The organism is Microbacterium sp. UBA7513, assembly GCF_002478345.1.
In the GTDB taxonomy this organism is placed as follows: Bacteria; Actinomycetota; Actinomycetes; order Actinomycetales; family Microbacteriaceae; genus Microbacterium.
Map to the genome: position 1 here is coordinate 33,472 of NZ_DLNJ01000007.1, position 14,361 is coordinate 47,832.

14 protein-coding genes are annotated in these 14,361 nt (G+C 72.8%); 8 read left to right on the top strand and 6 right to left on the bottom strand.

The genetic code is table 11. From position 1 onward, the window contains the following. Position 1 precedes the first annotated feature (1 nt). The 5 genes from paaI to dhaK all read right to left on the bottom strand — a co-directional run bounded on the left by paaI (position 2) and on the right by dhaK (position 6,098). Positions 2-427 carry a hydroxyphenylacetyl-CoA thioesterase PaaI gene (gene paaI / locus B2W79_RS02985; protein ID WP_071327400.1) on the bottom strand — a complete coding sequence of 142 codons (426 nt, stop codon included), beginning with the start codon at positions 425-427 and terminating at the stop codon, positions 2-4. 106 nt (positions 428-533) lie between these two features. Next, positions 534-1,841 carry a sensor domain-containing protein gene (locus B2W79_RS02990; RefSeq protein WP_071327401.1) on the bottom strand — a complete coding sequence of 436 codons (1,308 nt, stop codon included), beginning with the start codon at positions 1,839-1,841 and terminating at the stop codon, positions 534-536. Between the two features lie 77 nt (positions 1,842-1,918). Further along, the gene (ptsP, locus tag B2W79_RS02995) at positions 1,919-4,468 is read right to left on the bottom strand and encodes a phosphoenolpyruvate--protein phosphotransferase (protein ID WP_292786924.1); all 2,550 of its coding nucleotides are present in this window, start codon (positions 4,466-4,468) and stop codon (positions 1,919-1,921) included. Then, the gene (dhaL, locus tag B2W79_RS03000) at positions 4,465-5,106 is read right to left on the bottom strand and encodes a dihydroxyacetone kinase subunit DhaL (RefSeq protein ID WP_292786927.1); all 642 of its coding nucleotides are present in this window, start codon (positions 5,104-5,106) and stop codon (positions 4,465-4,467) included. Before dhaL ends, ptsP begins: the two co-directional genes overlap by 4 nt. Then, complete coding sequence (dhaK, locus tag B2W79_RS03005) at positions 5,106-6,098, bottom strand: dihydroxyacetone kinase subunit DhaK (RefSeq protein ID WP_071327402.1); 993 nt, start codon at positions 6,096-6,098, stop codon at positions 5,106-5,108. The genes dhaL and dhaK overlap by 1 nt, the downstream gene beginning before the upstream one ends. A 148-nt stretch (positions 6,099-6,246) precedes the next feature. Between dhaK and B2W79_RS03010 the strand changes: the two genes are divergently transcribed. After that, entirely contained in the window at positions 6,247-7,014 is a 768-nt protein-coding gene (locus B2W79_RS03010) for an IclR family transcriptional regulator (protein WP_292786930.1), read from the top strand. 9 nt (positions 7,015-7,023) lie between these two features. Here the strand turns inward: B2W79_RS03010 and B2W79_RS03015 are convergent, their stop codons facing one another. After that, complete coding sequence (locus tag B2W79_RS03015; RefSeq protein ID WP_292786933.1) at positions 7,024-9,150, bottom strand: RecQ family ATP-dependent DNA helicase; 2,127 nt, start codon at positions 9,148-9,150, stop codon at positions 7,024-7,026. 89 nt (positions 9,151-9,239) lie between these two features. Here B2W79_RS03015 and B2W79_RS03020 point away from each other — a divergent pair, with 89 nt between their 5' ends. From B2W79_RS03020 to B2W79_RS03050, 7 genes are all read left to right on the top strand, one after another. Continuing rightward, positions 9,240-9,659 carry a pilus assembly protein CpaE gene (locus B2W79_RS03020; protein ID WP_071327405.1) on the top strand — a complete coding sequence of 140 codons (420 nt, stop codon included), beginning with the start codon at positions 9,240-9,242 and terminating at the stop codon, positions 9,657-9,659. Positions 9,660-9,746: 87 nt separating this feature from the next. Next, positions 9,747-10,742 carry a 1,2-phenylacetyl-CoA epoxidase subunit PaaA gene (gene paaA / locus B2W79_RS03025; RefSeq protein WP_292786938.1) on the top strand — a complete coding sequence of 332 codons (996 nt, stop codon included), beginning with the start codon at positions 9,747-9,749 and terminating at the stop codon, positions 10,740-10,742. After that, a complete protein-coding gene (gene paaB, locus B2W79_RS03030; protein ID WP_062635989.1) occupies positions 10,742-11,047 on the top strand; it encodes a 1,2-phenylacetyl-CoA epoxidase subunit PaaB in 306 nt (101 codons plus the stop codon). The genes paaA and paaB overlap by 1 nt, the downstream gene beginning before the upstream one ends. Beyond that, positions 11,044-11,916 (top strand): 1,2-phenylacetyl-CoA epoxidase subunit PaaC, encoded by an 873-nt coding sequence (gene paaC / locus B2W79_RS03035; protein ID WP_396654748.1) that lies wholly within the window; start codon positions 11,044-11,046, stop codon positions 11,914-11,916. The genes paaB and paaC overlap by 4 nt, the downstream gene beginning before the upstream one ends. Further along, positions 11,910-12,413 (top strand): 1,2-phenylacetyl-CoA epoxidase subunit PaaD, encoded by a 504-nt coding sequence (gene paaD / locus B2W79_RS03040; protein WP_071327408.1) that lies wholly within the window; start codon positions 11,910-11,912, stop codon positions 12,411-12,413. The genes paaC and paaD overlap by 7 nt, the downstream gene beginning before the upstream one ends. Continuing rightward, positions 12,413-13,576, top strand: a complete 1,164-nt coding sequence (gene paaE, locus B2W79_RS03045; RefSeq protein WP_292786946.1) for a 1,2-phenylacetyl-CoA epoxidase subunit PaaE — start codon at positions 12,413-12,415, stop codon at positions 13,574-13,576. Before paaD ends, paaE begins: the two co-directional genes overlap by 1 nt. 9 nt (positions 13,577-13,585) lie before the next feature. Beyond that, on the top strand, positions 13,586-14,356 hold the full coding sequence (locus B2W79_RS03050; protein ID WP_292786950.1) for an enoyl-CoA hydratase/isomerase family protein: 771 nt from the start codon (positions 13,586-13,588) through the stop codon (positions 14,354-14,356). The last annotated feature ends 5 nt before the right edge of the window (positions 14,357-14,361 follow it).

The window sequence follows — 14,361 nt, forward strand, 5'->3', positions numbered from 1 at the left end:
ATCAGAAGGTGCGGGAGGTGGTGCGGGAGCGGCCGCGGAACTCGGCGACCGCGTCGCCCTGCTCGTCCACGACCGTCACGTCGTAGAGGCCGGAGCGACCGCTGCGGGTGCGGCGGACGGCCGTCGCGGTGAGCGTCTGCCCCGCGACGGTGGGCTTGAGGAACGAGATGTCGGCGCCGGCGGCGACCGTCACCCGGTCGTCCTCGTTGCAGGCGATCGCGAAGGCGGTGTCGGCGAGCGCGAACACGAGCCCGCCGTGGGTGATCTGGAAGCCGTTGGTCATGTCGTCACGGACGCGCATGGACACGACCGCGTGCCCCGGGTCGTCGCGTTCGACGACGAGCCCGAGCATCGCCGAGGCCCGGTCGCGTTCCATCATGGCCCGGTTCGGCCGCACGGCCTCCGCCGTATCCGTCGCCTCCGTCATCGCCGACCTCCTCGTCGCGCTGGGACGGGACGACCGCGTCCCGTCCGCCCATACTAACTGAACGATCGGTCAGTAACGCAAGGAGGTCGGCGGATCATGCCATGCGTCACTCGAAGTCGAGCGGCGGCCAGAGCGCCGCGTCCTCCACCGTCACGCCCGTGATCACTGCAGCAGGGTCCTCGTAGTCCCTGTCCGCCCGGAAGCGGATCGTGCCGCCTTCCCTCGTCGACCACTCGTAGAAGAACTCCGCGGACGAGACGACGCGGAGGAACGTGCCCTCCGGGAAAGCGGCGACGGCGTCCGACAGCGGGGCACCGATGCGGAGCCCGCCCGTGGCGGGAAGGACCGCACCGTCGGGCTCCAGGTCACCCTGCACGTTCGCGATCCCGGCGGTGACCGCTGCGAGGGTCGTGCCGTCGTCAGTGAAATGCAGCAGGAGCGTGCTCGTACCGTCGGCGCTCACGAGGCGCACGAGCGTGTGCGTGCCACCGGTGGGCTGAGCGGTCGCCCCCGGGATCGCCGCCAGCGCATCCTCGCGGGGCATCCCGAGCTCGAGCGGTCCGACGCCCGTCGCCGTCATCTCCCATTCGCTCCAGGGGGCGCCGGGATCCGCGGCTTCCGGAGTCTCGGTCGTAGGCGGGTTCTCCGTCAGCTTCTCGACGAGTGCGGACTTCGCTTCGCGGGCGCGGTCGCGCACGAGCAGTGCCGCGCGCTCCGCGTCGAACTCCGAGCCGTCGAGGGCGGGCTGCCACACGTGCACGATGACGTTTCCCACGGCGGCGAACGCATGATGCGCCCGCCAGGCGCCGTCCCCTGACCCCAGGTCCAGGGTGCCGCCGAACGCGCGCACCCCGTCGGTCTCCGGCGCAGCGACCGCCGCGAAGGTGCCCGCACCCTGTGCGTCGAACTGCGCACACCGCTCGACGGTGGAGAGGAGGTCGTCCATTCGTGCCGCGGCGACCTCTTCCGACGCGAACTGGAGGATCTCCTGCTTGCCGCTGTTCCCGGTGTCGTCCTCGTCCACCCAGGGCACCGTGCGCGCCCCGATGCTGCGCATCGACGTCTCGACGGTCAGCAGCAGGCAGACCGCGGGGCTGAACTCGGGCCCGCCGCCGTCCGAGTACTGCAGCAGCGTGTCGTCGACCACGGCTGCGGGCGGAGCGGACGGGAACAGCTGCGCGACCTCCTCCGGCGTGAGCGCGAACGCGTCGAGCTCGTCGCCGACGAAGAGGAGGGGCCCGGCATAGGGATCGGGAGTGGGGGTCGGGGTCTCCGGCGCCCGTGATGCGGTCGCCGTGGGTGTCGCCTCCGGCGTCGCCGCGCACCCCGGGAGCGCCACCAGCACTCCCGCCACCACCGCTGCGAGGAGCGCCGCTCCTCGCAGCTTCCCTCCGTCGTGTGCCGTCGCCGACATGAACCCTCCGCATGATCATGTGCGCCGTGGACACGGCGCCCCCTGAGGGAAGAGTAGCGGTCGGACAGCGGTTCGGCTCAGCCCGTCTGGCCTCCGCCGAGCACGAGAGCTGCTGCGCTCCGCGCCTCCGCGGCGGTCGCCGCGCCGCTCGCATCTTCGGCCGCCCGACGGCACTCGTCCGGGTCCGCCGCGTCGAGTGCGGCCGCCACCCGCCCGAGGGCGCGCGGCGTCATCGACAGCGAGGTCGCGCCGAGCCCGACGAGCACGGGGGCGAGTGCCGGGTCCCCGGCCGCCTCCCCGCAGATCCCGACCGGCTTTCCCGCCGCCCGTCCCGCGGCCCCGACCGTCCCGATCAGCCGCAGCACCGCCGGCTGCCAGGGATCGTTGAGATCGGCGAGCGCACTGGACAGCCGGTCCGCGGCCAGGGTGTACTGCGCGAGATCGTTGGTCCCGAGGCTCACGAAGTCCACGACCTCGAACAGCTCGGCGGCCAGCAGCGCCGCCGCCGGGGTCTCGATCATGATCCCCGCTCTGTCCAGCCCCGCGGCACGGCACCGCGCCGCGAAGTCCGCCGCCTCGTCGACCGTGGCGACCATCGGGGCCATGACCTCCACCTCGGCGGATTCCGCATCGGCAGCCCTGGCCAGCGCGCGCAGCTGGTCGTCGAGCAGAGCGGGCCGGCGACGCGAGAGGCGCAGACCCCGCACGCCCAGCGCGGGGTTCTCCTCGTCGTCGTCGTTCGCGAACGGCAGCGGCTTGTCACTCCCCGCATCCAGGGTGCGCACGACGACCTTCCGCCCGGGGAATGCGCGCAGCACCCCGCGGTAGGCCTCGACCTGCTCCTGGATGCTCGGCGCCGCCGTCCGGTCGAGGAAGCAGAACTCGGTGCGAAAGAGCCCGACCCCCTCGGCGTGCGCCGCGGCCGCGCTCCCGGCATCCGACGCTCCTCCGACGTTGGCCAGGAGGGGCACGCGGGTCCCGTCCGCGAGACGGCCCCGTCCGTCGAAGGTCACCACGACCGCCGCGGCCCGCGCCTCGGCGATCTCCGCCTCGTCCGGATCGACGTGGATCGTGCCGCGATCGCCGTCGACGAGAAGCATGGCGCCCTCGCGGATGCCGGTCGCCCCTGGCACCCCGACCACGGCAGGCAGTCCCAGTGCCCGCGCGATGATCGCCGTGTGCGACGTGGGCCCGCCGTCCGCGGTCACGAGAGCGACGCAGCTCCCGCCGTCCAGCGCTGCCGTGTCGGCGGGGGCCAGGTCGCTCGCGACGAGGACGAAGGGCTCGTCTCGCTCGGGGACTCCCGGCATGTCCACCCGGAGGATCTCGGCGATCATGCGGTCGCGGACGTCACGGATGTCGGCGGCTCGTTCCGCCATCCTCCCGCCGAGAGCCGTGAGCGCCGCCTCGTGCGCCGCGGACGTCTCCCAGACCGCTCGCGCCGCCGTGCGCCCCTGTGCGCGCACGAGGGCGGTGGCTTCGGCGACGAGCTCCGGGTCGGAGGCGAGGAGCCGGGACGCGTCCAGGATCGCCCGTGCCTCCCCGCGGGCCCGTTCGGCGCGCGAACGCAGCTGATCGGCGACGGCCACCGCGGCCCACTCGATCGTGGAGACCTCGGCCTCCCGGCCCTCCGGCGGGACGACGGTCTCGACATCCGGTTCCGGGAGTGCCGGTGCGGGGGACACCGCCCTCGCGGCCACCCGTCCCGGGCTGACGCCGCGGCCCTGCAGCACGGTCCCGGAGACGATCTCCGGCGGCGGCGCCGACTCGTCGTCGGCCCGGGCTCCTTCCTGGTCGTCCCGGGCGGTGTCGCGCGCGGGCGCGGGTGCGGTTCCGGGGCTTCCGGCGGCGCCCTCGTCCGACTCGACGCTCTCGCCAAACCCTCCCTCGAAGAGCGAGACCAGGCGGTCGATCGCCGCCTCCGCGTCCGCGCCTCGACCGGTGAGCTCGATCTCGGTGCCCTGCCGCGCGCCGAGTGCGAGCAACCGGGTCAGGCTCCCGGCGGCGGCTTCCGGGCCGTCCGGGAGCCGCCGCAGACGGACGTCCGCGCCCGCCGCCGACTCCGCGATCAGCGCGGCGGGTCGGGCATGGATGCCGAGAGGGTTGCGCACCCGCACACGACGGGAGACGGTCTCCCCGGCCGGCTTCGGCCCGTCAGAAGCGGGCTCCGCGGGCGACCGCTCGGTGTCTTCTGCCGTCGCATCGTCCGTCGGGGCGAGCTGACCGGTCTTCGCGGCCAGCGCCGAGGCGGCTTCAGCGGCGACCGCATCGAGGTCGCCCCCGGCCGCCGCGCCCACCACCGCGGCGAGGAGCCCCTCCACGAATGGCGCGGGCGCGAGCCGCACCGGCACCTCGCTGCTGCGCAGCTCCAGCGCGAGCTCGGCGCTCAGCACGGCCGACCCGAGGTCCATCAGCACGAGCACGCCGTCGACCTCGGCGGCGAGCTCGTCGATCGCCGCGGACACCGCGACGGCATCCGTCCCGAGGATGGGCGCGCCGTCGGCGTCCACGCCCGCCCCGGCCGCGATACGCACCGGCACGCCGCCGCCCGGGACCATCTGCAGGGCGAGTTCGAGCGCCGCCTCCCCGAGCCGGGCGCTGTGCGAGACGGCGACGATCCCGATCATCCGGCGTCCGCGAGGGCCGCCGCGAGCGCCTCGAACAGGAGCGCCGTCGAGGCGGCACCGGGGTCGAGGTGGCCCGCGCTGCGTTCACCGAGGTAGCTCGCCCTGCCCTTCCGGGCGACGAGCGGTACCGTGGCGTCGCGCCCGGCATCCGCGGCAGCCGCCGCCGCCCTGGCGGCGGCCGCGGTATCGGCTCCTCCGGCGAGGGCGGCGTCGAAGGCGTCCACCGCGGGAGCCATGGCGTCGAACATGGTCTTGTCACCCGCCTCGGGCTTGCCCCGCGCGACGATGCCCTCCAGCCCCGCTCGGAGCGCGGCGGCGAGCGCCGGTCCGTCGAGCGTCGTCACCGCACCGGCGGACATCCCCATGCGCAGGAAGAACGTGCCGTAGAGGGGGCCGCTCGCGCCGCCCACCGAGCTCACCAGGGTCATGCCGACGGACTTGAGCAGCTCGTCGATCGTCGCGGGCGTCGTCGCCGCGAGCTTCTCCCCGACCGCCGTGAAGCCGCGCGCCATGTTCGCGCCGTGATCGGCGTCCCCGATCGCGGAGTCCAGTTCCGTGAGCCAGTCCCGCTGCGCGGTGACGGCTTCCCGGTAGCGGGAGATCCAGTCGACGAGGACGTCGGTGTCGACGGCCGCCATCACGCGCCCCACCGCAGGCCGGGGGTGTTCACCGGTGCGTCCCACAGGCGCAGCAGCTCGTCGTCCGCCTTCAGCACCGTGACGGAGCACCCGGCCATGTCGAGGGAGGTGATGTAGTTGCCGACCAGGTTGCGCGCGATCTGCACGCCGGACTTCTCCAGGATCGACGCGACCTCGCCGTACATGAGGTAGAGCTCGATCAGGGGCGTGGCTCCCATGCCGTTGAGCATCACGATCGCGGGCCCGGTGGCGTCGAGGTCGCCCAGGATCGGCTCGACGAGTTGCCGTGCGATCTCGGACGCGGGGGCGAGCGGCTCACGGTGACGTCCCGGCTCGCCGTGGATGCCGATGCCGATCTCCATCTGGTCGTCGGGGAGGTCGAAGGTGGGCTTGCCCGCCGCGGGGACCGTGCAGCTGGTGAGGGCCATGCCCATGGAGCGTCCCTGACCGTTGATGCGCTTCGCGAGGTCGACCACGGCCGCGAGGTCGCGGCCCTCCTCCGCGGCCGCCCCCACGAGCTTCTCCAGCAGGACCGTGAGGCCGACGCCGCGCCGCCCCGCGGTGTAGAGCGAGTCCTGCACGGCCACGTCGTCGTCCACGACGACCGTGCCGACCTCGATCCCCTCCATGGCGGCGAGCTCGGCGGCCATCTCGAAGTTCAGCACATCGCCGGTGTAGTTCTTGACGATGTGCAGCACACCCGCCCCGCGGTCGACCGCCTGGGTGGCGACCTGCACGCGGTCGGGGGTGGGCGAGGTGAAGACCTCGCCGGCGACGGCCGCGTCGAGCATGCCGGTGCCGACGTAGCCGCCGTGCAGCGGCTCGTGGCCCGATCCACCGCCGGAGACGACGGCCACCTTGCCCTGTTCCTTCGGTGTCGCCCGGGTGATGACGTGGTTCTCCAGGTCGACCGAGAGTTCGGGGTGCGCGGCGGCGACGCCCTTCAGGGACTCGACGAGGACGTCCTCCGGGGCGTTGATGAGCTTCTTCATCCTGCGATCTCCTTTGATGCGGCGTGAGTCTCGAGCGAAAATCCGAAAGGGATTCGTCAATGTCGAATATGCTCGGAGCCTGCCGGGTTGTCAAGATCGATCCGGCGACCGGAGACCCGGCTCGACGACGACCGGAAGGAGGACGCGCATGATCCAGGCGATCGACCGCGCGGCGAAGATCCTCGACCTGCTCCAGGGCGCCCGCCACCTCGGCATCACGGACCTCTCCGCGGCCCTGAGCCTGCCGCCGTCGACCGTGCACGGCCTGGTGAAGTCGCTGCGCGCGCACGGCCTCGTCGCGAAGGAGCGCGGCGGACAGCGGTACATGCTCGGCCCCACACTGCTGCGACTGAGCAACGTCTACCTCGACACCCTGGACGTGCGGGCGCGGGCGATGCGCTGGACACAGGACCTGGCGCGGTGGACGGAGCTGTCCGTGCGTCTCGGCGCCCCGCACCTCACGGACGTCCTCGTCATCCACCACAACCTCCGCCCCGACGACAGCCCGCAGATGCTGGAGACGGGGATGGCGGTCCCCGCGCACGCCTCCGCGATGGGGAAGGTGCTCCTCGCGTACGACCAGGGCTTCCAGCAGAGCGTGTTCGCCGAGCCCCTGCGCAGCCTCACCGGCGACACCATCACCGACGTGGCCCGACTGACCCTCGAGCTGCCGGGGATCGCGGAGCGCGGGACGGCGGCGGAGAGCGATGAGGCCGTCCTCGGCGAGTCGTCCCTCGCGGCGCCGATCGCCGACGCCTCGAACACGATCGTCGCCGCGGTGGCCGTCGTGCTGCCGACCGCGGAGGCGCCGGCATCCGACACCGTCATGCACGCGCTCCGCGAGACGGCACGGAACATCTCCCGCGAACTCGGCGCGACGACCTGGCCACCGCCCGTGGCCCCCGCCGAGGACTGACGACGGCGGTCAGCCGCGCAGGCCGAGCGCGAACGGCAGCACGGCCGTGGCCCCGGCCTGCCGCACCGCGCGCGCCGCGACCGTCAGGGTCCAGCGACTGTCGATGAGGTCGTCGACGAGCAAGACCGGACCGGCGGGGACCTCGAGATGCGCCGCGTCGAACCGGTCCCACACCCCCGCGAGCCGGAACACGCTGTTCCCGCCCGCCTGCCCCGACGGCCCTCCGCCGCGCCATTCCAGCGCGCCGAGGTACGGCAGCCGCCCGATCTCGGACAGCCCGCGGGCGAGGGAGTCGACGAGCTGCGGATGCGACCGCGACGGCATCGCGACAACAGCCACCGGCCGCTCCGCCCAGCCCCACCCCGCGAGCACGCGCACGCAGGCCTGCAGCAGCGCCGGGCTGATCGGCGCGTCCGGGGCACCTGCCGCGAAGATCTCGCGCAGCGTGCCGCCCCAGCCGAGGTCGGTGAGCCGGGCGAGGGCACGTCCCTCGTCGGCCTGCTCCCCCGCGGGGATGCGGCCGCGCACCGGCACGTCGAGGCGGACGGCCCCTGTCGGCCACGCGCGACGCGGCTCGACCGGCACGCCCACCCGGTCGAGGGAGGCGGCCGCCTGCGCGCTCGCCGTCTGCGCGACCTCCGCCGGGAACCACACGCCCGCGCAGTTGTCGCACCGACCACAGGGAGCCGCGGTGTCGTCGTCGAGAGCCCGCTGCAGGAAGGCCATGCGGCAGCCGTCCGTGCGCTCGTACTCGAGCATGTGCTCCTGTTCCGCCACCCGCTCGGCGGCGATGCGCTCGTAGCGCTCGGCGTCGTACGTCCACGGCTGTCCCGTCGCGACCCACCCACCCTGCACCCGACGCACGGCACCATCCACGTCGAGCACCTTCAGCAGCAGCTCGAGCGGCGTGCGGCGGATGTCGACGAGGGCCTCCAGCGCCGGCGTCGAGATCGGGCTGTCGCCGAGCGCCGCGATCACCCGTTCCGCACGCTCCCGATCGGGCATCGACGCGGTCGCGAAGTAGTGCCAGATCTCGCGGTCTTCGACACCGGGGAGCAGGAGCACGTCGGCGCTCTCGCTGGCACGCCCCGCTCGTCCCACCTGCTGGTAGTACGCCACGGGTGAGGACGGCGCGCCGAGGTGGACGACGAACCCGAGGTCCGGCTTGTCGAACCCCATGCCGAGGGCGCTGGTCGCGACGAGTGCCTTCACCTCGTTGCGCTTGAGCAAGCCCTCCGACTCCGCACGCTCCTCGGGGTCGGTCTGCCCCGTGTAGGCGCGCACGTCGTGGCCGTGGTCGCGCAGGAACCGCGCGGTGTCGACCGCCGCCGCCACCGTCAGCGTGTAGATGATCCCGCTGCCGGGGAGGTCGTCGAGGTGGCTGAGCAGCCAGGCCAGGCGGCTCGCCGAGTCCTTGAGGCGGAGCACGCCGAGCCGCAGCGAGGTGCGGGCGAGCGGCCCGCGGATCGTGAGCACGGGCACCGCCTCCGCTCCCCCCGCGCCACCAGGCAGCGCCCCGAGCTGCTCGGCCACGTCGGCCACCACGCGGGAGTTGGCCGTCGCGGTCGTCGCCAGCACCGGCACGTCGGCGGGCATCTGCGCGATGAGGTCGCGCAGTCGGCGGTAGTCCGGGCGGAAGTCGTGCCCCCAGTCGCTGATGCAGTGCGCCTCGTCGACGACGAGCATGCCGAGCCGCGCCACCAGCGCGGGCAGCTGCTCCTCGCGGAAGGCCGGGTTGTTCAACCGCTCCGGCGAGACGAGCAGCACGTCCACGTCGTCTCCGGCGAGCCGCTCCTGCACCTCCGCCCACTCGTGGGCGTTGGTCGAGTTGATCGCCACGGCGCGCACGCCCGCCCGCTCGGCCGCGGCGATCTGGTCGCGCATGAGCGCCAGGAGCGGAGAGACGAGCACGGTGGGGCCGGCCCCCTGCCGGCGGCGGAGCAGCGTCGCGACGAAGTACACCGCCGACTTCCCCCACCCCGTGCGCTGCACCACGAGCGCGCGGCGACGCCCCTCCACCAGCGCCTCGATCGCCTCGAACTGGCCGGCATGGAAGTCGACGTCGGGACGGCCGACGAGTTCGCCGAGAGCGGCGCGGGCGGCCTCGCGGAGGGGCACGGCAGTCGGGGAGGTCATACCGTCCACTCTGCCGCAGACCTCCGACAGGACTCCGACCGCCGCCCGGTCTCGGTGGATGACCGCCGTGGAGGCCGTAGCGTGGAGGAATGATCACCCGCGAACTCGCCGTCGCGCTTCGCGATGCCGGTCTGAACTGGAAGCCCACGGAGGGTGACCGCTTCCAGCTCGATCTGCCGGACGAGGTGGAGCTGGAGGCGGAGGCCGACGTCTTCACGGTCAGCGCGATGACCATCGAGGCGCGGCAGACGCCGGCCGGGACGGATCTCGCGTTCAACGGCACGACGGAGTGGGCGCTCGACGCCGTGACGCTCGCCGATGCGGTGTGGCTGCCGCGCGAGGACCAGCTGCGCGACCTGCTCCGCGGGACGTTCCGCGCCCTCACCCGCCTCCCGGACACGTTCCGCGTCGAGATCGAGCTCGGCGGCGCTCCCCTGTGGTTCGAGCACCCGGACCCGGCGGAGGCCTACGGCCGCGCGCTGCTGGCGCTGATCTCGCGCTCCCGCTGACACGCCCTGTTGAATCGGGCCGTTGCGTGTGTCAGAATTACCTAACGATCGGTCAGTAAAGAAGGACCGGAGCCCGAGGAGTCGACGATGACCAGTCCCGCAGACCTGTCCCTCGTGGACGGCGAGACCTCCGACGAGGAACGCCTGTTCGACGAGCTGATCGCGAACGAGCAGCGCATCGAGCCGCGCGACTGGATGCCCGAGGCCTATCGCAAGACGCTCATCCGGCAGATCTCCCAGCACGCCCACTCCGAGATCATCGGCATGCAGCCCGAGGGCAACTGGATCACCCGCGCCCCGAGCCTCAAGCGCAAGGCGATCCTCATGGCGAAGGTGCAGGACGAGGCCGGGCACGGGCTCTACCTCTACTCCGCCGCGCAGACCCTCGGCATCACCCGCGACGAGATGATGGACCAGCTCATCTCCGGCACGGCGAAGTACTCGTCGATCTTCAACTACCCCACCCCCACCTGGGCCGACATGGGCGCGATCGGCTGGCTCGTCGACGGCGCCGCGATCTGCAACCAGGTGCCGCTGTGCCGCGCCTCCTACGGTCCCTACGGGCGCGCGATGGTGCGCATCTGCAAGGAGGAGTCGTTCCACCAGCGCCAGGGGTTCGAGATCCTGCTCTCGCTCATGCGCGGCACCGACGAGCAGCGGCAGATGGCGCAGGACGCGGTGGACCGCTGGTACTGGCCGAGCCTGGCGATGTTCGGGCCGCCTGACGACCAGTCCCCCAACTCCGCCCAGTCGATGGCGTGGAAGATCAAGCGCTTCTCCAACGACGAGCTGCGTCAGCGGTTCGTGAGCATGCTCGTGCCGCAGGCCGAGATCCTCGGCGTCACCCTCCCCGACCCGGACCTGCGGTTCGACGAGGAGACCGGTCGCTACGAGATGGGCGAGATCGACTGGGACGAGTTCTTCCAGGTGCTGCGCGGCAACGGCCCGTGCAACGCCGAGCGTCTGGAGCGCCGCCGCACGGCGCACGACGAGGGCGCGTGGGTGCGGGAGGCCGCCGCGGAGTACGCCCGCAAGCAGCGCTCCCGTCCGCGCCCGGAGCCTGTCGCAGGGGCGGTGGCGTGATGGCGACCCCCGGACACGTCGAACACGAACCGTGGCCCCTGTGGGAGATCTTCGTGCGGGCGAACCGCGGACTGAGCCACGTGCACGTCGGCTCGCTGCACGCCCCCGACGCCGACATGGCCATCCGCAACGCGCGCGACCTCTACACCCGCCGGGGCGAGGGCGTGTCGATCTGGGCGGTCCCCGCCGAGGCGATCACCACGAGCGACCCCGATGCCAAGGGGGCGTACTTCGAAAGCCCCGCCGGCAAGAACTACCGGCACGCGGTGTACTACACCGCCTCCGAGGGGGTGCCGCACCTGTGACCCTTCGACACGCTCAGGGCCCCAGCTCCGCTCAGAGAGCCGGCGACGTCCACGGGGAGGCGCACGGCGACGTCTCCGTCGACGAGCTGCGGCTCAGCGAGGAACTGGCAGGCGCGGGCACGACCGCGGCGAGCGCCGACATCGCCGAGTACGCCCTGTGGCTCGGCGACGATGCCCTCATCCTGTCGCAGCAGCTCGGCGCCTGGATCTCCCGCGCCCCCGAGCTCGAGGAGGACGTGGCGCTCGGCAACATCGCCCTCGACCTGCTCGGCCACGCGCGCTCCTTCCTGCACTTCGCGGGCACGTGGGACGGCCGTTCCGAGGACGACCTCGCGTACTTCCGCGACGAGCCGGAGTTCCGCAGCGCCTGGATCGTGGAGCAGCCGAACGGCGACTTCGCGCAGACCATCGCCCGACAGCTCGTCGCCTCGGTCTACCTGGTGGAGCTGTACACCGCCCTCCGTGCGAGCACCGAGCCCGCCTTCGCCGCGATCGCGGAGAAGGCGCTCAAGGAGGTCGACTACCACCGCGACCACGCCGTGCAGTGGGTGCTGCGCCTCGCGGGCGGCACGGAGGAGTCGCGGCGGCGGATGATCCGTGCCCTCACGGACGTGTGGCCCTACGTCGACGAGCTCTTCCGCGACGAATCCCTGATCGATCGACTGGGCGACGTCGCCGTGCGCCCGTCGACCCTCCGTGCACCGTTCGACGCGGTCATCGCCACCGTCTTCGCGGAGGCCGAGCTCGCCGTCCCGCAGGTGTCGGCATCGTCGGCGGGCGGCCGGAACGGCGCGCACGCGACCCCGCTCGGGCACATCCTCGCCGAGATGCAGGTGCTGGCGCGACGGCACCCGGGGGCGTCATGGTGACCCGGACCACCGCCGACGCGAAGGCCGAGGCGTGGCGGATCGCCGCCGCCGTGCCGGACCCGGAGGTGCCGGTGCTCACGATCGAGGACCTCGGGGTGCTGCGGGCGGTTGAGCTCCGCGGCGAGCGCGTGGTCGTCGACATCACGCCGACCTACAGCGGGTGCCCGGCCATGGACACGATCCGCGACGACGTGGTCCTCGCGCTCACGGCCGCCGGGTTCGCCGACGTCGAGGTGCGGCTCGTGCTCTCCCCCGCGTGGACCACCGACTGGATGAGCGACGCCGGGAAGCAGAAGCTCCGCGCCTACGGGATCGCGCCGCCCAGCGGCCGTGCGGCCGTCCCCGCCGGTCCGATCCGGCTCGCCCTCAGCGTGCGCTGCCCTCGCTGCGGCTCGCTCGACACCCGTGAGGTCTCCCGCTTCGGCTCGACCTCGTGCAAGGCGCTGTACGAGTGCCGGGCCTGCCTGGAACCCTTCGATCACTTCAAGGTGCACTGATGTCGCTGTTCTCCCCGGGCCCGGCGACGACGCCGGCGCCCTCCCCCGCCTCCCCCGCCCGGGCGCGCAGCCGTGCCCGGTTCCACACGCTCGAGGTCGAGGACGTCCGGCCGCTCACCGAGGACTCCGTCGAGGTGACCTTCACGGTGCCCGCGGAGCTCGCCGACGACTACGACCACCTCCCCGGGCAGTACGTGGCGCTGCGCACGACGCTGGACGGCGTGGAGGTGCGGCGTTCCTATTCGCTCTGCCGGGCGCCCGAGCATCGCACCGACGGGGCGCCCACCCGCCTGAGCGTCGCCGTGAAGCGCGACGAGGGCGGGACGTTCTCCACGTGGGCCCAGACCGGCCTGCACCCGGGCTTCCGCATCGACGTCATGAGCCCCCAGGGCACGTTCACCTCCGGCCTCGACGACCTGGACGAGAAGCACGTCGTCGGCATCGCGGCCGGCTCCGGGATCACGCCGCTGATGGCTCTCGCGCACACCGTGCTCTCCCGGTCGCAGACCTCGCGGTTCACGCTCCTCTACACGAACCGGTCGACGCTGGACGTGATGTTCCTGGAAGACCTCGCCGACCTCAAGGACCGCTACCCGACGAGGCTCACGCTGCACCACGTGCTGTCCCGCGAGCAGCGGACCGCGCCGGTGCTCTCCGGCCGCATCGACGAGCCCAAGCTGCGGACGATCCTCGACGCGCTGATCGACCCGGCCGACGTGGACGAGTGGTTCCTGTGCGGACCGCTCGCGCTCGTCGACCTCTGCCGGGAGGTGCTGGCCGACGTGGGCGTACCCCGCGAGCACGTGCGCTTCGAGCTGTTCACGACCGGCGACGAGCCGGTGCGGGCCGCCCGGCCGGTCACGGTGCGCTCGGGCGAGAAGACGGTGCGGATCGAGGTGAACCTCGACGGCGTGTCCTCGACGGTGGAGAGCCCGGTCGCGGCGCGCGAGTCGGTGCTGAACGCCGCACTGCGGGTGCGGCCGGACGCGCCGTTCGCATGCGCGGGTGGCGTCTGCGGCACCTGCCGCGCGCGCGTGATCGAGGGCAGCGTCACGATGACCGAGAACTACGCCCTGGAGCCCGACGAGCTGGAGCGCGGCTACGTGCTCACCTGCCAGTCCCATCCGACCAGCGACCGCGTGGTCGTGGACTACGACGTCTGAGGAGTCCTGATGATCGATCTCGCCATCGCCGACGACGTCGCCACCGTGGTGCTCGACGCCCCCGCGAAGCTCAACGCCCTGGACGAGGCCGCCCTCGCGGAGCTCGACGCCGCGTACCGGGATGCCGAGGCCGCCGGGGTGCGCGCGCTGCTGCTCCGCGGTGAAGGGCGGGCGTTCTGCGCCGGTCGGGACATCTCCGCCGTCGATCCGCGCGACGACGACGTGCTCGGCTACCTCGGCGGGCGGGTGACACCCCTGCTGCAGCGGATGTCCCGCTTCCCGGCGCCGACGTTCGCCGTCGCGCACGGCGCCTGCCTGGGCGTGGGACTCGGCCTGCTCATCGCGACCGACGTCGTGTACGTCGCCGAGTCCGCGAAGATCGGCTCCCCGTTCGCCGCACTCGGCGCGACCCTCGACTCCGGCGGGCACGCGCTGTTCCTCGACCGGCTCGGCGCGCACAAGACGCTCGACCTCATCTACACCGGCCGGCTCATGAGCGGCACGGAAGCCGTGCGCTCGGGGCTCTTCTCCCAGGTACTCCCGGACGACGAGGTGCAGGCCGCCGCGACGGCCGCTGCGGGGAAGGCCGCCCACGGCGCCACAGCCGCCTTCCGAGCGAGCAAGGAGCTCGTCGCCCGCATCCGCGACGAACGCCTCACCCTGTGGGAGTCCATCGACGTCGAGAACGCGGCGCAGGCCGCCCTGTGCGACACGGAAGACTACCGCGAGGGCTTCGCCGCGTTCCAGGATAAGCGGAAGCCGGAGTTCCGCGGGCGCTGACGCCC